The organism is Enterocloster lavalensis, assembly GCF_046603895.1.
Taxonomy (GTDB): domain Bacteria; phylum Bacillota; class Clostridia; order Lachnospirales; family Lachnospiraceae; genus Enterocloster; species Enterocloster lavalensis.
Window position 1 is genome coordinate 5,087,300 of record NZ_CP176637.1, and the last position, 18,909, is coordinate 5,106,208.

Below are 18,909 nucleotides of genomic sequence, written 5' to 3' on the forward strand. Positions count from 1 at the left end.
AGCCATGGCAGTACCAGTATTGATTATTGGCCGGAGTGGATCCGGGAAAAGTACGAGCATGAGGAATTGTGTAGGAAAAGATTTTGCGCTTATCAATGTTTTGAAAAAGCCCCTTCCCTTTAAGGGCAGGATTCCGGCGGTTCAGACTGATGATTATAACAAGATTATGTCAGCATTGAAAGGTTGTCAGCAGAAATCTGTGGTCATTGATGATGCTGGATATCTTATTACAAATCAGTTCATGCGTGGTCATAGTAACGCAGGTAAGGGGAATGGCGTATTCTCTCTCTACAATGATTTGGGGGACCGGTTCTGGAGCCTGATTCAGTTTGTAGTGTCAATGCCAGAGGATAGAATCGTGTATTTTATGATGCATGAGGATAAGGATGACAGCGGTGATGTGAAGCCGAAAACGATTGGAAAACTGCTTGATGAAAAGGTGTGTGTCGAAGGCATGTTCACCATCGTGCTGCGCTGTGTCCTGGATGGAGAGGATCACCGGTTTATCACACAGTCGGCAAACGGCGCGGTAAGCAAGTCGCCAATGGGAATGTTTTCGGAACTTGAAATTGACAATGACTTATTGATGGTCGACAGCACCATCCGGGAATATTACGGGATTCAGAATCCGAAGAATGTAAAGGAGGACAAACAGAATGATTAAGAAACCACAGGGATATGATGAGGCTGCAGCTTATACAGGGGAATTTCAGGCATTACCGAAAGGTAAGTATGTGTGCAAGATCAGGCAGGTTGTAGAAGTGACAGAAGAGGACCGGAACGGGCACAAGTGGAGAAAATTTGTGATCCTGTATGATATTGCAGAAGGGGAGTATAAGGACTTTTACGATAAGCAGTTTAAGGCTGAAAAAGAAACGAATCCGAAAGCAAAATGGCGAGGAGTTTTCAAGCAGAACATGGATGACAAGGGGACTCCATGGCTCAAAGGAGTCATTACGGCCATTGAGCGCTCCAATAACATTACGTTTCAGTGGGATAAGGAAGGAAATGAAAAGACTCTCATCGATAAGAAATTCGGAGGTATTTTCCGCCGTCGGCAATATGAAAAGGACAATGGAGAGCGCGCAATGACAACGGAGCTGTGGAGGATCCGCAGCGTGGCCGGGCTTGCTGAGGCGGAAGTGCCGGAGGATGAACTGCTGCCGGAGGGGGCGGCAGGAAGGCCCATCCAGGCGCAGGCGGCACCTCAACCCAGTGTGGGTGACGGGTTCATGAACATTCCGGATGGGGTAGAGGATGAAGGCATACCGTTCCTGTGATTATGATCCAGAGCTGTACCGCAAAGTAAAAGAAGGGATATCCATGCAGCAGGTCGCGGAATACTATGGCCTGAAGGTGAATCGGAAGGGGCTGTGTCTGTGCCCCTTCCATCAGGATCAGCGGCCAAGCATGAAGATATACCCGGATGGGAAAGGCTACTATTGTTTTTCCTGCGGTTCTGGTGGAGACCAGATCAAGTTCGTTGCGCGGTACCAGGACGTGGGGAATTATGAGGCAGCCAGGGAGTTGGCGGCGGCCTTTGGGATACCCATTAACATCCCGGCGACATACAGGGAGAAACGGGAGGCGGAGAAGGCGCAGCGGCAGCGGCGTGAGCTGGCGGCTTTTGTACGGCGATCGAAAATGTATTTGACGGTCTACCGCGGCCTGCTGTGTGAGGCGATCCGTGAACATAATGAGCATTTCTGGGAAGGGCTGGGGAGTTTGACCCATGTGGAATATCTGCTTGATTGTCTGGAGCAGTGTCCAGAAGAACTATTTACAGACAAGAAGGCGGTGAAAAAGATTGGAGAAGTCGAAAGACGAATTGCTGACTGGTATATCCGCATTGAAGCCGACGGAACCATTTCCAGATGAGATATTTTATCAGATTTTTGAGATAGAGGATAATATCGAGCGAACCCAGTACATAGAGTCTCTTCGGAATACTGCCAGGCAGTTAAAACGGGTGACGGAGTTCAATAATCTGTATAAGTCCTTCGTGCTGGATTATGCCCAGCGGCAGAAACAGACTGGCCAGAAGACCAGGTTCACGGACCAGCCGCTGGAATTAATATGTGGGGAATGGACAGCAAACGATCTTGGCGTCAGGACGATCCGGTATGACAAGAACGCCATGCCGATGCCTTACCAAGCATGCAGCCATCCAATCCTTCCGGTCGAGATATTGAAAAATGTAGATACGGCACAGGAGAGGATCAAGCTTGCATATTTCAAGTCGGCGGCGTGGCAGACAATTACCGTTGACCGAAGTGTGTGCGCAAATGCAAATAAGATTGTGGATGCCCTGAGTCAGTTTGGAATAGAGGTCACATCGGACAACGCAAAAAATATGGTTCGGTACATATCGGATTGCGTCGGGCTGAATCCGCTAACACTTAACCCTAAAAAGTCAGTCAATCGCCTTGGATGGGCAGGCGGAGAGTTCATGCCATATGCACAGGATATTGTCTATGATGGTGACAGTGATTACAGCTCTCTCTTCAACAACGTGCGGGAGCAAGGGGACTATAAACTGTGGAAGGATTATTGCAGCAATCTGCGCAAGGAGAAGATTGTTCGTCTGGCTTTTGGTGCAAGTCTTGGGAGTGTATTGATAGAGCCATTAAATATTCTCTCCTTCATTCTCCATATATGGGGAGGCGAGTCTGGAAGTGGTAAGACAGTGGCAATTATGGCGGCTATGTCCATATGGGGAAATCCTAAAATAGGAGCATTGGTAAAGACACTGGACGGAACGAAAGTTGGCATCATACGGAATGCCGCATTTCTGTATTCCCTGCCATTTGCCGGAGATGAGCTTCAGACTCTACAAAAGGAATATAAAGGGAATTTTGACCAGCTGATATACCGTATTACAGAGGGCGTTGACCGTATGCGCGGGAAGGCAGCTGGAGGTGTGGAAGAGACCAAGACTTGGCATAATAGTTTTCTGTTCAGCGGGGAAGAACCGATCACGAAGTCGAACAGCAGGGCAGGGTCCAAAAACCGTGTAATAGAGATTGAAGCAGAGAAGAAAATCATAGAGAACGGAAATCAGACAGTTACGTTTCTGACATCAAATTATGGACACGCCGGAAAGAAGTTGATCGATTATCTCCTGAGTACCGACCAACAGAAGCTAAAGGAAGAGTACGAACGATATTTTTCAGAACTCTGCCAGATGGATACGACGGAGAAGCAGGCGATGGCAATGGCCTGTATCCTGGTAGCTGACCACATTCTTGTGGAACAGATATTTACGGATGAAAAACCATTAACCATTGAAAATGTGAAAGAATATTTAAAAAGCGCTAACGAGGTGGATGTAGCGGAGCGTGCCTACCAGACAGTGTTAAACTGGATCGCTAGAAATCCGGTACGATTCCTCGATCCGAAAGACGATAACTCTCTAAATAAAGGGGAGGTATGGGGGAAAATTCTCATAGAGGAAGACCGTCCGGAGGAGCCGCCAGTGGCAATCATTAATAAAGATGTGCTGAGCAGATTCCTGGAACAAGAAGGATATGATTATACGGCTCTCTGTAAAAAATGGGCTGCAAAGGACCGGCTTCGAAGAAATTCCCAAGGGAAATATATCCATAATACGAAAGTTTACGGAATTAAAGCGAATTATATAAAACTGAACATGCTGACAGACGGAGATGCGGACGGATTCATGGATGTCGATGAGATGGAAGATGACGGCCAGATGACCCTGCCGTTTGACTGAAAAGTCTAACCTTCGAAAAAAAGGTTAGACCCAAGGTTAGACCCTGAAAGCCGCGTAAAATAAGGCTTTTTAATATATGGTCTAACCGTCTAACTAGTCTAACCTAAAAATATATACATATAGGGAATTTTGCGTATGTAATTTTTGTTGCTAAAAAGTTCGTATATGTTCTTCTGTTTTAGGGTAGATGGTTAGACCCCTATGTATTTATAGGGTTTGCAGGCATTTTTCAGGTTAGATTCGGGGTAGACATTTCCGGGAAAAGGTTAGACTGGAGGAAGATCAGGAATGAGAATACCAATCATTAAGGTAAAAGATGGAGATTATGAACATATCGTAGGCACCAACAGTCATGATGTCTTGTACGTGGATGAACAGAGCGGTGGGATACAGTATTTGAACATCCAATGCTGCGAGGGAACAAAAAAATATGATGGAGAACAGACGATGCAGTTTATTGGATCCCCCGGATATTTTGAAGAAGTTCAGATTCAGTTTGTGACCATTGAAGAGCTGCTGGAAATCGCTACACAGCATATGAGGGAGGGAACAGAAAACAAATTGCTGCTTCACAAGATGATGGGAACGTATCTAAGGGAAAAGGAAATTTGTCAGGCAAAGCTTGCCGAGGATGAGGTTCAGGATTCTGGCGGGGCACTGTTATTTTGAGGAGGTGGGAGAACATGAACAATAAATCAGCAGGAACCAGGTTTGAAAAAGAGTTTGCCGGTCTCCTGGCAGATAACTGGTTCTGGGTGCACCTGTTTCAGGACAATAAGAATGGGCAGCCGTGTGATGTGATTGCAGCGCGGGCCGGCCGCACCTATCTGTTCGACTGTAAGGATTGTCAAAACGATTATTTCCAGCTCAGCAGGATGGAGGAGAACCAGTATAACGCGATGCACCTGTTTGAAATGACAGGAAACAGCCGGGGCAAATTTGCGATCCGTTTCCCGGGCGGTGATATCTATCTGGTGGATTATTGGCAGATCAAGGCATTGCAGAATGACGGCTTGAAACGACTGGACCGGATGGGGTGCGCCGTTCATGGTGAGAGATTCCAGCAATGGATGGAAGAACAGGACCGCAAGGACAACTGGAGGTGATCGGATGGAGTTGATAATTAGCAATGAGATCCAGATCCGTGAAGCAACGCCAGAAGTGGTGCAATACTGCCGGGACAATCTGGTATTTATGAATCCGGAATATCAACTGCGCCAACGCCGCGGCATGTGGCTGGGTAATACACCACAGTACATATATCTGTATCGGGTGGACGGAGCTGTGATCTATGTCCCTTGCGGAGTGGGAAAGCACCTGCGGCAGTTTCTGGGCGACTCCCAGGTGACAACGGATCTGGCGGATAATGGTCAGATAGAGTATTCTGGATCCGTGCCGCTGTACGATTATCAGGCGCCGGCTGTGGAAGCAATGGCTTCTTATGGCTGCGGGATACTCCAGAGCCCATGTGGATCCGGGAAAACGCAGATGGGGATTTCCCTGGCCGCCTGCCTGCGGCGGAAAGCGCTATGGGTAACGCATACCAAGGATCTGCTCACCCAATCATTTGAGCGAGCAGGGCAATATTTCCCGGCGGAGCAGCTGGGGACTATCACCGAAGGGCGTGTTAGTATTGGCAGCCACATCACCTTTGCGACGGTCCAGACCCTCAGTAAGTTGGACCTCACTCAGTACAAGTACACATGGGATGTGGTGATCGTAGATGAGTGCCACCGGGTAGCGGGTACACCGACTCAGGTCACGATGTTTTATCGGGTGATCAGCAGCCTGGCCGCGCGGTATAAGTATGGTCTATCCGCTACGGTGAGGCGGTCGGATGGATTGATCAAGACCACCTTTGCGATCCTTGGGGATATTGCCTATCAGGTTCCAGATGAGGCGGTTAAGGATAAAACCATGCAGGTGAGGATTCTGCGGAGAGACACTGGTGTACTGACGGACAGAAGCTGTTTGGATACGGATGGAACGCTGGTATACAGTTCACTGCTCTCATACCTGGCCGGGAACCGGAAACGTAATGAGCTGATCAGCGCCGATCTGGTCCACAACAGTGATCATTATAATCTGGTATTGTCAGATCGCCTGGAACATCTTCGAGTGCTGCGGGAATTGCTTCCGGACAAGCTGAGAGCGTTATCGGCCATGATTGACGGCAGCATGACCAGCAAACGGGCAAGGGCAGCGCGGGAACAGGCCATAGAGGATATGCGCGCTGGCCGGAAACATTATCTGTTTGCCAGCTATGCACTGGCAAAGGAAGGACTGGATATTCCGCGTCTGGATCGGTTGTATATGGTCACGCCAAAGAAGGATTACTCCGTGGTGACGCAGAGCATTGGCCGGATTGCCAGGGTGTATGATGGTAAGGAGGAGGCTGTCTGCTATGACTATGTAGACGATATCCAATTCTGCGAAAACCAGTGGAAACGCCGGCGGTCGCATTACAGGAAAGCGAGGTGCATTCTATGAGCACTTATGGTCAAGAGCAGAGAGACAAGGAGAATGCTGACCTGGTAAAAGGTGTGTGGTCCGATTCTTACCGGTTCTACCTAAAATACCACGGCCGCCCGATGGAACCGGGGGCCTGGCAGGAGGCAACCAAGGACTTTGCGGATATCATGAAGAAGTATGACGGTGCGCCAGTGTGCGGACGGGTTATGTTGGCAGTATTTGCACAGTTAGAGGAGGAGACACGATGATTAACGTAGGCGATACTGTGACCTGGGAGAGCCAGGCGCAAGGCAGCTGGACAAGTAAGACCGGGAAGGTGATTGCGGTTGTGCCACCGGGCGAAAGTGCTCTGGGGTGGGTACCGGCGGGAACTAAGAAGAGCCATGTCAAGTTTGAGGTGGACGTCTACCTCAAATGGGACCGGGCGGTGGTGGCTGTGCCTGCGGGAGCATATGGCGGGCTGACGCATTATTATGCGCCGCGGGTGTCTGCGCTGGAGAAGAGGATGGAGGGATATCAATCATGAATATTCCATTGCACTATCCCGGCAGCAAGAAGAGGATTGCACCATGGATTATTCAGCACATGCCGCCTCATCACAGCTACTTGGAACCATTTTTCGGTGGCGGTGCTGTGTTATTTGAAAAGTGTCCGGCGCCGATAGAGACGGTCAATGATCTGGATGATGAGGTGGTCAATTTCTTTCGAGTGATACAAGAGGCAGAAAGCCGGGCGCAACTGTGTGCATGGCTTGATTATACGCCCTATGCCCGATCTGTATATGAGGAGTCCTTCACGAATCCATCAAGAACACCAGTGGAGTGGGCTGCATACTTTGCAATCAGGTCATTACAGAGCCATGGTTTTCGATTGTCGGAGAAATGTGGATGGAAGAAGGATGTGTATGGCCGGGAGGCCGCTTACGCGGTCCGCTACTGGAACGAACTGCCGGCGGCATTGGCAGAGATGGCGGAACGTCTGAAGCAGGTACAGATAGAGCACCGGCCAGCATTGGAACTTATCAAAGCCTTCAGCCACTCGAATGTTCTGATCTATGCAGATCCGCCCTATGTGTTATCAACCCGTGGACGAAAACAGTATCGGCATGAGATGTCAGATCAGGATCATCGGGAATTGTTAGAGGCATTGTGTGAGAGCCGGGCTAAGGTTATGCTGTCGGGATATGAGTGCCCTCTGTATGAGGAATATCTGTCAGGATGGCATAAAGCACAGATTGGAGCCAGAGCGCAGCACAATTTGCCTCGGGTGGAAACACTCTGGATGAATTATGAGCCTGACAAGCAGATCTGCCTGGGAGATATGTTGGCGTACACAGATTGATTGGGAAATCGTTATTTAGGAGAGATGAAATATGAAATGTGTTTTAAAGTATCCGGGAGCGAAGAACCGTATAGCCCACTGGATTTGTGAGTACATACCGCCGCATGAGGTGTATTTAGAACCATATTTCGGTAGCGGAGCCATTTTCTTTAATAAGACTCCAGCCAGAATTGAAACACTGAATGATCTGGATGGAAATGTGGTTAATTATTTTAAGGTGGTTAGAGAACATCCCGAGGAGCTGGCAGAATTGCTTGCACAGACACCATATAGCCGGGATGAATATGAGAAAGCGTATGAGTCACAGGAGGGAATTACAGACATCGAAAAAGCAAGGCGGTTTGCAGTTCGTTGCTGGATGGGATTTGGCTGTGCGAATCGGTATAAAAACGGTTTTCGTAGTAGCCAGCAAAGAACAAGTCCGTGGACAACGAAGGCATGGAGAAAATTCCCGGAAGTGATAGTGGAGGCCGGGAATCGTCTCCTGAATGCACAGATTGAAAACCTGCCGGCATTAGAGTTGATTAGCAGATATGATACTAAGGATGTATTTATTTACGCCGATCCGCCGTATTTGCATGGGACTCGAAAAGGATATTTGTATAAGCACGAGATGGATGACGGTGAACATATCAAACTGTTGATTGCGTTATTCTGCCATCCGGGGAAAGTGCTTCTTTCTGGATATGATAATGACTTATACAACGAGATGCTTCCGGGTTGGAATAAGGTGCAGAGAAATACACAGGCTGAGAACGGTCTGGCCAGAGTGGAAACGCTGTGGATGAATTACGAAATAGGTCAGACAGAGCTTTTTCCACAAAATTAGCATTTGGGGAAGGATCGAAATGTATTTAAATATCGAATACAGAGACGGAAAGAAAGAACAGAAAAGTGTGGATGATTGTGCCGTTAAAGACGGGTGCCTTGTATACTATATCCGCTTTGGGGCAGGTGCCGGACATCATTATATTCCGCTTGATACCATCAAAGAATTTCATAAAGAGATTTAGCATTTTAAGGAAAGGAACTATATGAAAAAGTGGGATATTGAAATGTCGTATGGAGTTGGTTTTTCAGTGTCGGGAATAATGGCACAAACGAAGGATGAAGCAATCCAGAAAGCGAGGCACATGGTTGAAAGTGGAACAACTATTCTGCCATTTGATGGGTCTGTTGATGGTCGTGGGTTAGAGTTTGAGCAAGTGACATATATTCAGGAAAACTGACATTTAGCTGCCAACTGTGAAGTGTTGGAGAAAGCAGGATTATGAAATATCAGAAAAAGCCAGTAGTAATAGAGGCATTTCAGTATGATGGAGATTTAAAAGGAACTGACGGAAAATATTATGTGCCTGGATGGGCGGTAGAAGCATATGAGAAAGGTATCATGCATTACGGAGCATTGAAACTGGACGATCCGCCGTGTGAGTTGTTTATTGACACACTGGAAGGGACGCATCATGTGAGCGTTGGCGATTATGTGATTAAGGGGATCAAGGGCGAACTATATCCCTGCAAGCCGGATATTTTCGAGGATAGTTATGAGCCAGTAAACCGACATTTTCCGGCCAGGAGAAAGGAATCTATGGACAAAAGTAAAGATAAATTTCTGACTTTTTGCAACGAATGTGGATGGGAAGAAAAAACCATTGGCCTCCCATATCATTTTTGCCCTAAATGCGGTCACGTAAATATAGGGTTCATCAACTTGAAAAATGTGAGGGATGATAAAACAAAGAGGGTGCACAAATGAACCGTAAGAGGCGCACATGCTACCACGAGAACGGCTGTGGCCGGTGTAATGGGGAGAAAAACACACGAGGCAAGATATACCGCAGGTGCTTCTTATGCGCCGCGTATGAGCCGATAAAAAAGCCGGGGGACCACCCCGGCAAATAAAAACGAAGGGAAAGAACGTATGTTCAGAACCAATGGAAAGCGGCGGTCACCCGCCAAGATGATTCCGCCGCTTAAAGTATAGCCTGGGTCTATTATATCTGACTCAGGCAGAGAATGCAAGAGGAGGATATAGAGATGGCAGAACAGGTAAGAGTTGATGAAGTTGTAACGACAATCATGTATGGGTTGGCACAAGTGATCGCTGCTGAAGCAAAGAGTGAACAGGAACGCATGAATGAGGCCCAGCAGGTGCTGTATATGACCTTGTGCCATATGCGGATGTACGTGGAAGAGACGGCATTATCCACTCAGTTGGATAACAGCGCGGAATGGGTGCGGCTGTTCCTGGCCACGATGGTGATTCGAGGTTGTACGGAAAAGACGGTGGAGTCGTACCGCCAGGAGTACACGACATTTTTCGGGACTATTAATAAGGCGATTCCGGACATTACTACGGGGGACATCCGGGGGTATCTGGCGCATTGCAAGCTGGTTCGCAAGAATAAGGATGTGACGATCAACAACAAGACCCGTATGCTGCGGGGACTGTTCACGTGGTTGACAGAGGAGGAATACATAGAGCGCAACCCCATGCTACGGATCAAGGACAACAAGGTGGAACACCGTGTCAAGGAGGTGTTCAGTGACGAACAGATTACAATGATCAAGGACGCAGCCATGCGGCACGGTCCACGCAGCATAGCTATTGTGGATTTCTTGCACAGAACCGGTGTGCGTATATCTGAAATGGTGGCATTGGATCGGACAGATATTGATTTCCAGGATCGCCAGTGCATTGTCTATGGCAAGGGACGTAAGGAGCGGCCGGTGTATTTTAGCGGTGATGCTGCAGTACATCTTAAAGAGTACCTGGAGAGCCGCACAGACGATAATCCGGCGCTGTTCGTGGGAGGACGCTATACACCTAGAAGGTTGACAGATGATGGCGTAAGGCTGATTCTGCGGGAGATATGGGACATGGATGATCGACTGGCAGGAGTTGCAATCAACCCGCATAAGTGGCGCCGACAGTTCGTGACGGATCTTCTCGAAAAAGATGTCCCGTTGACATTGGTGGCAGACCTGGTGGGACATGCTAATCTCAATACTACGAAAGACAACTATGGAAATTATAGCCGCAATAAGGCAAGGGAGGCACATCGAAAATTTGTATCAGGGTAAGGAGGATATTGCATTGCAGGAAGTTAAAACGGAGAACGAACAGAAAAAAGAGTTTCTGATGAGCTACCAGCTGGCCAAGAGAGACGTGACCAGACTGGAGGAGCAGCTTGCAGAGCTGCGGATCGGCAAGATGTCACCCGGCTGTGAGATTGGGGACGGCCTGCCACATGCCCACAATGCCACAGACTTGTCCAGTTATGCCGCCAAGGTGGACGGGCTGGAGCGAGAGATTGTGGCGGCGCGGTACCGGCGGATATGTGCATTCGAGAGGGTGCGGAATTGTATCGAGGCTCTGGAGGATGAGCGGGAGAAGCTGCTGCTTACATATCGGTATCTGCGGGGAATGCGTTGGACGGCAATTTGTGAGAAGATGGACTATAGCTGGCAACATCTTCACAAGATTCATGCACGAGCTTTGAAAAATTTTAAAACATGCGATTGAATGCGACTATGTGGTTCTGCTATACTATAGGCAGTGAATTGGGTCCACCGGATATGGCGGACCCTTTTTGCTACCCATTTTGCATTCTCCGCCGGGTGAAACTTAGACCGGCGGGGCCTCCTCTATCGGAAGAAGATAGCCAAGATTGGAAGGTGAGGTGAGCCTGATGGCACTGACGTCAAAACAGAAAATATTTGCCAATGAATACCTAATCGATCTCAATGCCACCAGGGCTTACAAGGTGGCGTATCCACGGGTGAAGAGCGAAGAAACGGCTGCTGCCGCAGGGGCCAGATTGTTAAGAAATGTTAAGGTTGCAGCCTACATCGAAAAACGAATGAAGGACCGGGAACAGCGTACCGAGATCACCCAGGACCGCGTGCTGCAGGAGTTAGCCAAGATTGGCTTTGCAGACGTGACGGATTTTGTAACCATCGAGGGTCGCGGTAACAGCGCTGCTGTCAAAGTTAAATCCACCGCCGATATGCCCCGCGATAAACTGGGGGCTATTGCGGGGATCAAGGAGGGAGCAAACGGAATCGAGATCAAGCTAAACGATAAGGGCAAGGCCCTGGAGCTGATCGGCCGCCATCTGGGCATGTGGAACGATAAAGTACAGGTATCCGGCCAGGTAGAGACAAACAATCCCTACGCCGGCTTGACCACGGAGGAACTGAGGAAGCTGATCCATGGTGGATAGAGAGACATTAATTAGAGGAGCACAGATAGAGCTTGCACGGCGCGAGTTCTTTTTTTATTGCCATTTGAAAGCGCCGGATTTCTACAAAGAGGACAGACGGTATCTGGTTGACCTGTGTAACGAATTTCAGGACTTTATCCTGTCGGACGATGAAGTTATGGTGGTCAATGAGCCGCCGAGGCATGGCAAGAGCCGCACCGCGGGCCTTCTGGTTGAATGGGTGCTTGGAAATGACCGGGCACAGAAGATTATGACAGGTTCCTACAACGAGACCCTATCCACCATGTTCTCCAAGAACGTCCGCAATGATATCCAGGAGGAGAAGGCGGACCGGGATCGGATTGTGTTTTCCGATATCTTCCCCGGAGTGATAATTAAGCGCGGCGATGGCGCCATGAACCTCTGGAGTCTGGAGGGCGGCTACAACAACTACCTGGCCATGTCCCCGACCGGCACAGCCACCGGCTTTGGTGCTACGCTGCTCATTATCGATGACCTCATCAAGAATGCTGAGGAGGCCAATAACGAGCTGACCAAGGAGAAACACTGGAACTGGTTTACAGACACCATGCTGTCCCGCCTGGAGGAAGGCGGCAAGATCATTATTATCATGACCAGATGGGCCAGTGATGATTTGGCTGGCCGGGCCCTGGAACATTTCAGGGAGGCCGGAGCGCGTATCCGCCACATCAGCATGAAGGCATTGCTGGATCCCAAAACCCATGAAATGCTCTGCCCGGAGGTTTTATCCTATCAGTCCTACCAGGCCAAGATCAAAGCCATGGGGACGGATATTGCTTCGGCCAACTACCAGCAGGAGCCCATCGACCTTAAAGGCCGGCTCTATACCAGCTTTAAAACCTACAGCGGGCAGCTGCCGCAGTTTAAAGAGATCCGCAATTACACAGATACCGCGGACACTGGCGAGGATTACCTTTGCAGTATCAATTACGGCGTGACATTTGCCAACGAGGCTTACGTGCTGGATGTGCTCTATACAAAAGAGCCCATGGAGGTCACAGAACCGGCAACAGCCAAAATGCTGCATGCAGGGCATGTAAATGTGTCGGACATCGAGTCCAACAACGGCGGCCGCGGTTTTGCCCGCAGCGTGGAACGAATCCTGCGGGAAGTTCTGAGAAGCAACCACACGGTGATCCGTTGGTTCACACAGTCTAAGAACAAGCAGGCCCGGATCTATTCCCACTCCGCCTGGGTAATGCAGCACGTATATTACCCGGAGGATTGGAAGAACCGTTGGCCCGAGTATCACAATGCGATGATCAAATACCAGCGTGAAGGCAAGAACAAGAACGACGACGCCCCGGACGCAACTACAGGCATTGTCGAGAAGATTGGCGCCGGAGCAGCATTTAGCTTTGAGTGAGGAGAATTTAATGGATGAAATGGAAATGTGGCAGTGTACGGCTCATTGGCTGTCTTGTCTGTACCAGGATTTTCAAAGTAGAAGGATAGCAGGCGAGCAGATCCCATGTACCCGTTGTGATCGGGTTACGACATGTAATTCCTGCCCGCCTGTTAATTTTTGCGTTTTGGCCGAACGCTCAGGTGTGAAAATTGATTGCCGGCCTCAAAAAGACTAAAGGGTTGCGTGTTCCTGGGCGATTGGACAGTATCGCTCAGGACATTCTTCATAGTCGTCACAATCATAGCCGGAAATTTTGTATGTGGACTTTTCCTCATTTAGAATAGGGATTTCAGAATACACCACTTCAAGACTTCGCTCTTCATTGAGGAATGGACAATGGCCAGTAACTGTTTGATGAAAATGATGGGACATATGATAACTCCTTTCATTGGTATTTTCTATAAAGTATAAGACTATGAGCACAATTAAGCAACGAAAGAAGGTGATAAGGATGATAGATTACGGCAGCGAGACCCGGCGTATTAACGCCATTGTAAACGCTGGGGCAAGGACCCGAATGAATGATATCCGTTTTCTGGAGAAGGAAATCCAGAAATGGAAGCAATCCCCCATCCGCAGGGACATGATCCTGGCGGATCGCTATTATCAGGGAGATCACGATATCCTGCACACGCCCCGGACCGCGATTAACGAGAAGGGGGAGCTGGAGCCGGTAAAGAACCTGCCGGACAATCGGATCGTGGACAATCAGTATCAAAAGGCTGTTGATCAGAAAAAGAATTACCTGCTGTCAAAGCCGTTTACGGTCACTACTCAAAATGACCAATATACATCCGCTCTCAAAGACATCATGGACAAGCGATTCCTGCGAACCTTGAAGCGCGTGGCCGGTGATTCCATCAGCGGCGGGATTGGCTATCTGTACCCCTACTACAATGAGCAGGGCCAGCTGCAATTTAAACGGTTCAACAACTATGAAATCATCCCCTTCTGGGCGGATGAGGAGCACACAGAGCTGGACTGCTTTGGCCGGTTGTACCAGCTGGATGGATATGAAGGGGAAACGGAAAAGACCTTTGAGTTCTTCGAGCTGTATTCCAGCAATGGTGTGGACCGCTATCAGCTGGACGGCGGGAACCTGATTCCTGATATGCTGCACCCATCCGGGGCTCATTACCTGGTCGAACAGCATGATCCCGATGGCCAACATAAGGAGATACCTTACAACTGGGAGCGCGTACCGCTGATTCCGTTCAAGCGCAATGCACATGAGATCCCGCTGATCAAGTGCTGCAAGGGCCTCCAGGACGGGATCAACCTGATGGTCAGCACCTTTGAAAACAACATGTGCGAGGACGCCCGAAACACGATTCTGATCATAGTCAATTACGATGGGCAGAACCTGGGGGAGTTTCGGCGGAACCTGAGCCAGTATGGAGCAGTCAAGGTGCGCAACGACGGCAGCGGTGCCGGTGGCGATGTGCGGGCGCTGACGGTGGAGGTCAATGCAGAGAATTACAGAGTTATTCTGGAGATATTCAAGCAGGCCCTGATCGAGAATTGCAAGACCTATGATGCCAAGGACGCACGGCTGACTGGCGACGCCAATCAAATGCACATCCAGACCATTTACCAGGACATTGAGCTGGACGCCCAGGAGATGGAGACGGAATACCAAGCGGCCTTTGAGGATCTGCTGTGGTTCGTGGACCAGTATCTGGGTAGCACCGGCCAGGGGGACTACGAGCAGGAAGAGGTGGATATCACCTTCAACCGGAACATTCTGGTGAATGAGACGGAGCTGATCGACAACTGCATGAAGTCTGTGGGCTTCCTTCCCACCAAGCTGATTCTGCAGAAACATCCCTGGGTGGACGATGTGGAGGCGACGATGAAGCTTTTGGAAGAGGAGGAACAGAAAAAAATGGAACAGATGGACCCATATCAGCAGGCTTTCGGACAGATGAAGAAGCAGGAGCCGGGCCTGGAAGGTGGTGAGGCAGGTGGCGAAGGCAAACCAAGGGAATAAAGACTATTGGCACAAACGGTTCGAGCAGCTGGAGGATGAGCAGTACCGGCGCAGCGCGGCCTACTACCAAGACTTGCAGGAGCAATTCCGCAGGGCTTCCAATGACATTCAGATGGACATTGGCCGATGGTATCAGCGTCTGGCTGACAACAATGATATCAGTCTGGCCGGAGCCAAGCGGCTGCTGAAAAAGAACGATCTGAAGGAGTTTCACTGGACAGTGGAGCAGTACATAAAAGCCGGAGAGGAAAATGCCGTTGACCAGCGCTGGATGAAGCAGCTGGAAAATGCCTCAGCCCGGCACCACATTTCCTATCTGGACGCGATGAAACTTCAAATTCAGCAGCATGCAGAACTGCTTTCAACGGAATACGAAGGCGGCATGACAGATTTTCTCCACAAGTCCTATGCGGATAATTATTACCATTCTGCCTATGAGATTGCCAAAGGGACCGGTGTGGGAAGCAATCTGGCGCGGCTGGATGACAAGCGGATTGATATGGTGATCCGCAAACCCTGGGCCCAGGACGGCGCGGCGTTTTCAGACCGGATCTGGAGCAACAAGCAGAAGCTGGTAAATACCCTGCATACGGAGTTGTCCCAGAATATCATCCGCGGGGCTTCCCCTCAGAAGGCGATTGACAGCTTGGCCAGGACTATGGATGTGAGCCGCAGCCAGGCCGGGCGTTTGGTGATGACGGAATCCGCAGCCATCGCTTCCGCGGCGAAACAGGACTGCCTGAAGGAACTGGGAGTGGAGCAGTATGAGATTGTGGCCACGCTGGACAGCCATACTTCGGAAATCTGCCGGGATATGGATGGAAAAGTGTTTGCACAGAAGGATTATGAGGTGGGGGTGACAGCGCCGCCGTTCCATCCTAACTGCCGGACTACCACAGCGCCATATTTCGAGGATGAGTTTACAGCGGAGGATCAGCGGGCGGCCAGGGGAGAGGACGGGAAAACGCATTATGTGCCGGCGGATATGAAGTATCGGGAGTGGGAAAAGAAGTATGTAAAAGAATCCGCTGGACAAAAAGGCAGGGTGTTATATGAAGGAGTGCCAAAGACCTGGGAGAAACTTACGGAGGTAAGCGACAGTGTAAATGTGAATCCATCCGGATCCAAAGAAAATTGTGTAAACTGTACAGTTGCTTATGAAATGCGCAGACGCGGGTATGCAGTAGTAGCAGGAGAGCCAATTAAGAAGCTGCAACGTGAACCTTTCAGCGCATGGAAGAATCCTGATATAAGGACGATTGGTAAAAATGAGAATGCCCTAGAGGGAATAAAAGAAGATATGAAGAAATGGGGTGATGGATCAAGAGCTCAAATATCCGTTATTTGGAATCCAAGGAGAGGTACCGGGACTGCTTGGAATGTCACTTCGAATATGGGGCACTCTTTTGTTGCTGAACAGCGTGATGGAAAAACGTTCTTTCTTGACGTGCAGACTGGCAAAGAGTATAATGAAAATATATTCAACAGGGTTACGGAAAATGAGGTTCGTTATTGTCGAATAGATATGTTGGAGATTAATGATTTAGGATCGACAGCGTGTAGAAAAGAGTGATTTTATGATGGATTTTATGAAAGCTTGCGATTTGGCAAGAAACATATTTGTAAAAAGGGATTATAAGGATGGGCTCTGTGAGATATTCGATTCGGGAGATCGTTGGATTTTCATAGGGAGAATATTTGAAGAGGGTGTTGTTGAATATGGAAATTGTCCAGTTGCTATAGATAAAGAGACGGGACAATGTGAGGATTTCTCCATATCGGAAATTGAAAATTATGATTTATACTATGAATCAAAACCTGTCAAAGTACCTTCGGAATATGTTATAAAGGATTGATACCACCAGTCAGCAATGGCCGGTGGTATTTTTATACCCATTTGCCAGCCCGATCAGGCGTAAAACAGTCGGCTTAACCTGAAATCATGCGGTGATACCGCGTAAAAAATCGTAGAGGAGAGGTAAGATGAAGCGTAAATTTTTAGAGGATTTGGGACTGGAGAAAGAGGCCATTGACAAGATCATGGCAGAAAACGGGAACGACGTGAATGCAGCCAAGGCGGATTATGAGGCGCTTAAGCAGCAGCTGGAGGCAGCGAATACGCAGGTTCAGGAGCGGGACGGTCAGCTGGAGCAGCTGAAAAATGCCACCGGAGACGTGGAAGCTATGAAGCAGCAGATTGTGACTCTTCAGGCAGAAAATAAGACCGCGAAAGAGAAGTACGAGGCGGACTTGAAGGATCTTAAGCTCTCCGCGGCGATCAAAATGGCGTTGGGGAACAGCGCCCACGATGCAGATTTGGTTGCGGGCCTGTTTGATAAGGCGAAGCTGATTCTCTCGGAGGATGGGCAGGTAACCGGCCTGGAGGATCAGCTGAAGGCAATTAAAAAGGAAAAGGCGTTTCTGTTCAAGGAAGAGAAGGCACCGCAGCAGATTAAGGGCGGGAAGCCGGCTGAGGGGAGAGGAACCCCGCCGGCGGACAAGAAGCCTTCAGAGATGACTTACAGTGAGATGTGCAAATACCTGGAGGCCAATCCAGGTGCAACGATTGAGTAAAAAGAAAGGATGAGATAAGACATGGCAAAATTTAATGAGAAAACATTCAACCCGGAGGCATTTGGCAAATATGTGGACCGGATTCCGAAAACCAAGCGGAACGAGCTGATCAAGTCCAGAGCGCTGAAGGGAAATGAGCAGATCCGCCAGGCGTTCAGCAGCCAGACCGGCACGGCCTATGCGACTTTGCCGATGAAGGGACTGCTGGAAGGAGCACCGCTCAATTATGATGGTAAGACGGATATCACTTCTGAGAGAACGACTACCTTCGAGCGCAGCATGGTGGTGTGGGGCCGGTCCAAGGCATGGACGGAGGATGATTTTTCCACCGACATTACCGGCGGCACGGATTTCATGGACAATGTGGCGGCACAGGTGTCCGGCTGGTGGGACGATGTGTACCAGGATGTGCTTCTGGCGGTGCTGAAGGGCATCTTCGCCATGACCGGGGCCAAGAACCTGGAATTTGTCAATGGACATACCTGCGACATCACGGCCGTGGCCGGCGAGGATAAGGACGGGAATCCTTTAAGCTGCGTGGGGCCGACTACGCTGAATACGGCGATCCAGAAAGCCTCCGGCGACAACAAATCCAAATTCACCATTGCCATCATGCATTCCACCGTGGCGACCAACTTGGAGAACATGCGCCTGCTCTCCTACATGAAGTACACGGACGCGGACGGGATTCAGCGTGATCTGGCCATTGGCACCTGGAATGGCCGGGCTGTGATTGTAGATGATTCCATGCCGGTAGAGCATGTGGACGCGGTGGAAGAGAGCGGAACCGTTGGCCAGGAAGGTTATGTGCCGGCGGCAGCGGCCTATGACAAGTTTACCACCTACGTGCTGGGTGACGGCGCCATCGATTTTGAGAAGATCGGCGCGGAGGTTCCCAATGAAATGCAGCGCGATCCGAAAACCAACGGCGGCGAGACGACCCTGTATACCCGGGACCGGGCCTGCTATGCGCCGTATGGGATCTCCTACACAAAGAAACGCCAGTCCACCCTTTCCCCGACCAATGAGGAGCTGGCCAACGGCGAGAACTGGACGCTGGTGAACAACGGCGGCAGCGGCGCGGGTCTGAAGGTGATCGATCACAAGGCAATTCCCATTGCCAGGATCATTTCCAGGGGATAAG

At 49.6% G+C, this 18,909-nt stretch carries 22 protein-coding genes and 1 pseudogene; all 23 read left to right on the plus strand.

Features of this window, described 5'->3' with window-relative positions; all coding sequences use genetic code 11:
* The first annotated feature begins 4 nt into the window (after positions 1–4).
* The 23 genes and pseudogenes from ACK2JC_RS22790 (at position 5) to ACK2JC_RS22900 (ending at position 18,908) form a co-directional block, all read left to right on the plus strand.
* A complete protein-coding gene (locus ACK2JC_RS22790; protein WP_320976999.1) occupies positions 5–664 on the plus strand; it encodes an AAA family ATPase in 660 nt (219 codons plus the stop codon).
* Positions 657–1,280: a hypothetical protein gene (locus tag ACK2JC_RS22795; RefSeq protein WP_368271973.1), complete on the plus strand. Its 624-nt coding sequence runs from the start codon at positions 657–659 to the stop codon at positions 1,278–1,280. Before ACK2JC_RS22790 ends, ACK2JC_RS22795 begins: the two co-directional genes overlap by 8 nt.
* Positions 1,258–1,878, plus strand: coding sequence for a CHC2 zinc finger domain-containing protein (locus ACK2JC_RS22800; RefSeq protein WP_368271975.1), 621 nt, complete (start codon positions 1,258–1,260; stop codon positions 1,876–1,878). The genes ACK2JC_RS22795 and ACK2JC_RS22800 overlap by 23 nt, the downstream gene beginning before the upstream one ends.
* Positions 1,808–3,733, plus strand: a complete 1,926-nt coding sequence (locus ACK2JC_RS22805) for a DUF927 domain-containing protein (protein ID WP_368271977.1) — start codon at positions 1,808–1,810, stop codon at positions 3,731–3,733. Before ACK2JC_RS22800 ends, ACK2JC_RS22805 begins: the two co-directional genes overlap by 71 nt.
* A 288-nt stretch (positions 3,734–4,021) precedes the next feature.
* Complete coding sequence (locus ACK2JC_RS22810) at positions 4,022–4,402, plus strand: hypothetical protein (RefSeq protein WP_368271979.1); 381 nt, start codon at positions 4,022–4,024, stop codon at positions 4,400–4,402.
* A 14-nt stretch (positions 4,403–4,416) separates the two neighbouring features.
* Positions 4,417–4,839 (plus strand): hypothetical protein, encoded by a 423-nt coding sequence (locus ACK2JC_RS22815; RefSeq protein ID WP_368271981.1) that lies wholly within the window; start codon positions 4,417–4,419, stop codon positions 4,837–4,839.
* A gap of 4 nt (positions 4,840–4,843) precedes the next feature.
* Positions 4,844–6,223, plus strand: coding sequence for a DEAD/DEAH box helicase (locus tag ACK2JC_RS22820; protein ID WP_368274778.1), 1,380 nt, complete (start codon positions 4,844–4,846; stop codon positions 6,221–6,223).
* Positions 6,220–6,453: a hypothetical protein gene (locus ACK2JC_RS22825; protein WP_368274777.1), complete on the plus strand. Its 234-nt coding sequence runs from the start codon at positions 6,220–6,222 to the stop codon at positions 6,451–6,453. Before ACK2JC_RS22820 ends, ACK2JC_RS22825 begins: the two co-directional genes overlap by 4 nt.
* Complete coding sequence (locus tag ACK2JC_RS22830; RefSeq protein ID WP_368272728.1) at positions 6,450–6,731, plus strand: hypothetical protein; 282 nt, start codon at positions 6,450–6,452, stop codon at positions 6,729–6,731. Before ACK2JC_RS22825 ends, ACK2JC_RS22830 begins: the two co-directional genes overlap by 4 nt.
* Positions 6,728–7,546, plus strand: a complete 819-nt coding sequence (locus ACK2JC_RS22835) for a DNA adenine methylase (RefSeq protein ID WP_368272729.1) — start codon at positions 6,728–6,730, stop codon at positions 7,544–7,546. Before ACK2JC_RS22830 ends, ACK2JC_RS22835 begins: the two co-directional genes overlap by 4 nt.
* Positions 7,547–7,577: 31 nt before the next feature.
* On the plus strand, positions 7,578–8,375 hold the full coding sequence (locus ACK2JC_RS22840) for a DNA adenine methylase (protein WP_368272730.1): 798 nt from the start codon (positions 7,578–7,580) through the stop codon (positions 8,373–8,375).
* 19 nt (positions 8,376–8,394) lie between these two features.
* A complete protein-coding gene (locus ACK2JC_RS22845) occupies positions 8,395–8,559 on the plus strand; it encodes a hypothetical protein (RefSeq protein ID WP_368272731.1) in 165 nt (54 codons plus the stop codon).
* A gap of 21 nt (positions 8,560–8,580) precedes the next feature.
* On the plus strand, positions 8,581–8,775 hold the full coding sequence (locus ACK2JC_RS22850) for a hypothetical protein (RefSeq protein ID WP_368272732.1): 195 nt from the start codon (positions 8,581–8,583) through the stop codon (positions 8,773–8,775).
* Between the two features lie 41 nt (positions 8,776–8,816).
* Positions 8,817–9,101: pseudogene (locus ACK2JC_RS22855) on the plus strand (hypothetical protein); the annotation flags it as partial.
* A 482-nt stretch (positions 9,102–9,583) separates the two neighbouring features.
* On the plus strand, positions 9,584–10,630 hold the full coding sequence (locus ACK2JC_RS22860; RefSeq protein WP_368272775.1) for a tyrosine-type recombinase/integrase: 1,047 nt from the start codon (positions 9,584–9,586) through the stop codon (positions 10,628–10,630).
* Between the two features lie 13 nt (positions 10,631–10,643).
* The gene (locus ACK2JC_RS22865; protein ID WP_411337865.1) at positions 10,644–11,072 is read left to right on the plus strand and encodes a hypothetical protein; all 429 of its coding nucleotides are present in this window, start codon (positions 10,644–10,646) and stop codon (positions 11,070–11,072) included.
* Positions 11,073–11,238: 166 nt separating this feature from the next.
* Positions 11,239–11,772, plus strand: a complete 534-nt coding sequence (locus tag ACK2JC_RS22870; RefSeq protein ID WP_368272029.1) for a terminase small subunit — start codon at positions 11,239–11,241, stop codon at positions 11,770–11,772.
* Positions 11,762–13,159 carry a phage terminase large subunit gene (gene terL / locus ACK2JC_RS22875; protein ID WP_368272028.1) on the plus strand — a complete coding sequence of 466 codons (1,398 nt, stop codon included), beginning with the start codon at positions 11,762–11,764 and terminating at the stop codon, positions 13,157–13,159. The genes ACK2JC_RS22870 and terL overlap by 11 nt, the downstream gene beginning before the upstream one ends.
* Before the next feature lie 493 nt (positions 13,160–13,652).
* Complete coding sequence (locus ACK2JC_RS22880) at positions 13,653–15,191, plus strand: phage portal protein (RefSeq protein WP_368272027.1); 1,539 nt, start codon at positions 13,653–13,655, stop codon at positions 15,189–15,191.
* A gap of 220 nt (positions 15,192–15,411) precedes the next feature.
* Positions 15,412–16,764 (plus strand): minor capsid protein, encoded by a 1,353-nt coding sequence (locus ACK2JC_RS22885; protein ID WP_411337866.1) that lies wholly within the window; start codon positions 15,412–15,414, stop codon positions 16,762–16,764.
* Positions 16,765–16,768: 4 nt separating this feature from the next.
* Positions 16,769–17,047 (plus strand): hypothetical protein, encoded by a 279-nt coding sequence (locus ACK2JC_RS22890; RefSeq protein ID WP_368272025.1) that lies wholly within the window; start codon positions 16,769–16,771, stop codon positions 17,045–17,047.
* 127 nt (positions 17,048–17,174) lie between these two features.
* Positions 17,175–17,765, plus strand: coding sequence for a phage scaffolding protein (locus ACK2JC_RS22895; protein WP_368272024.1), 591 nt, complete (start codon positions 17,175–17,177; stop codon positions 17,763–17,765).
* Between the two features lie 21 nt (positions 17,766–17,786).
* Positions 17,787–18,908, plus strand: coding sequence for a phage coat protein (locus tag ACK2JC_RS22900; RefSeq protein WP_368272023.1), 1,122 nt, complete (start codon positions 17,787–17,789; stop codon positions 18,906–18,908).
* Position 18,909 lies beyond the last annotated feature (1 nt).

Bases quoted from the DNA above. Each gene is read 5' to 3' on its own strand.
- ACK2JC_RS22800 (WP_368271975.1), top strand. From the start codon at position 1,258: ATGAAGGCATACCGTTCCTGTGATTATGATCCAGAGCTGTACCGCAAA.
- ACK2JC_RS22860 (WP_368272775.1), top strand. From the start codon at position 9,584: ATGGCAGAACAGGTAAGAGTTGATGAAGTTGTAACGACAATCATGTAT.
- ACK2JC_RS22895 (WP_368272024.1), top strand. From the start codon at position 17,175: ATGAAGCGTAAATTTTTAGAGGATTTGGGACTGGAGAAAGAGGCCATT.
- ACK2JC_RS22830 (WP_368272728.1), top strand. From the start codon at position 6,450: ATGATTAACGTAGGCGATACTGTGACCTGGGAGAGCCAGGCGCAAGGC.
- ACK2JC_RS22810 (WP_368271979.1), top strand. From the start codon at position 4,022: ATGAGAATACCAATCATTAAGGTAAAAGATGGAGATTATGAACATATC.
- terL (WP_368272028.1), top strand. From the start codon at position 11,762: ATGGTGGATAGAGAGACATTAATTAGAGGAGCACAGATAGAGCTTGCA.
- ACK2JC_RS22835 (WP_368272729.1), top strand. From the start codon at position 6,728: ATGAATATTCCATTGCACTATCCCGGCAGCAAGAAGAGGATTGCACCA.
- ACK2JC_RS22820 (WP_368274778.1), top strand. From the start codon at position 4,844: ATGGAGTTGATAATTAGCAATGAGATCCAGATCCGTGAAGCAACGCCA.
- ACK2JC_RS22790 (WP_320976999.1), top strand. From the start codon at position 5: ATGGCAGTACCAGTATTGATTATTGGCCGGAGTGGATCCGGGAAAAGT.
- ACK2JC_RS22825 (WP_368274777.1), top strand. From the start codon at position 6,220: ATGAGCACTTATGGTCAAGAGCAGAGAGACAAGGAGAATGCTGACCTG.
- ACK2JC_RS22870 (WP_368272029.1), top strand. From the start codon at position 11,239: ATGGCACTGACGTCAAAACAGAAAATATTTGCCAATGAATACCTAATC.
- ACK2JC_RS22795 (WP_368271973.1), top strand. From the start codon at position 657: ATGATTAAGAAACCACAGGGATATGATGAGGCTGCAGCTTATACAGGG.
- ACK2JC_RS22840 (WP_368272730.1), top strand. From the start codon at position 7,578: ATGAAATGTGTTTTAAAGTATCCGGGAGCGAAGAACCGTATAGCCCAC.
- ACK2JC_RS22845 (WP_368272731.1), top strand. From the start codon at position 8,395: ATGTATTTAAATATCGAATACAGAGACGGAAAGAAAGAACAGAAAAGT.
- ACK2JC_RS22900 (WP_368272023.1), top strand. From the start codon at position 17,787: ATGGCAAAATTTAATGAGAAAACATTCAACCCGGAGGCATTTGGCAAA.
- ACK2JC_RS22890 (WP_368272025.1), top strand. From the start codon at position 16,769: ATGATGGATTTTATGAAAGCTTGCGATTTGGCAAGAAACATATTTGTA.
- ACK2JC_RS22850 (WP_368272732.1), top strand. From the start codon at position 8,581: ATGAAAAAGTGGGATATTGAAATGTCGTATGGAGTTGGTTTTTCAGTG.
- ACK2JC_RS22815 (WP_368271981.1), top strand. From the start codon at position 4,417: ATGAACAATAAATCAGCAGGAACCAGGTTTGAAAAAGAGTTTGCCGGT.
- ACK2JC_RS22880 (WP_368272027.1), top strand. From the start codon at position 13,653: ATGATAGATTACGGCAGCGAGACCCGGCGTATTAACGCCATTGTAAAC.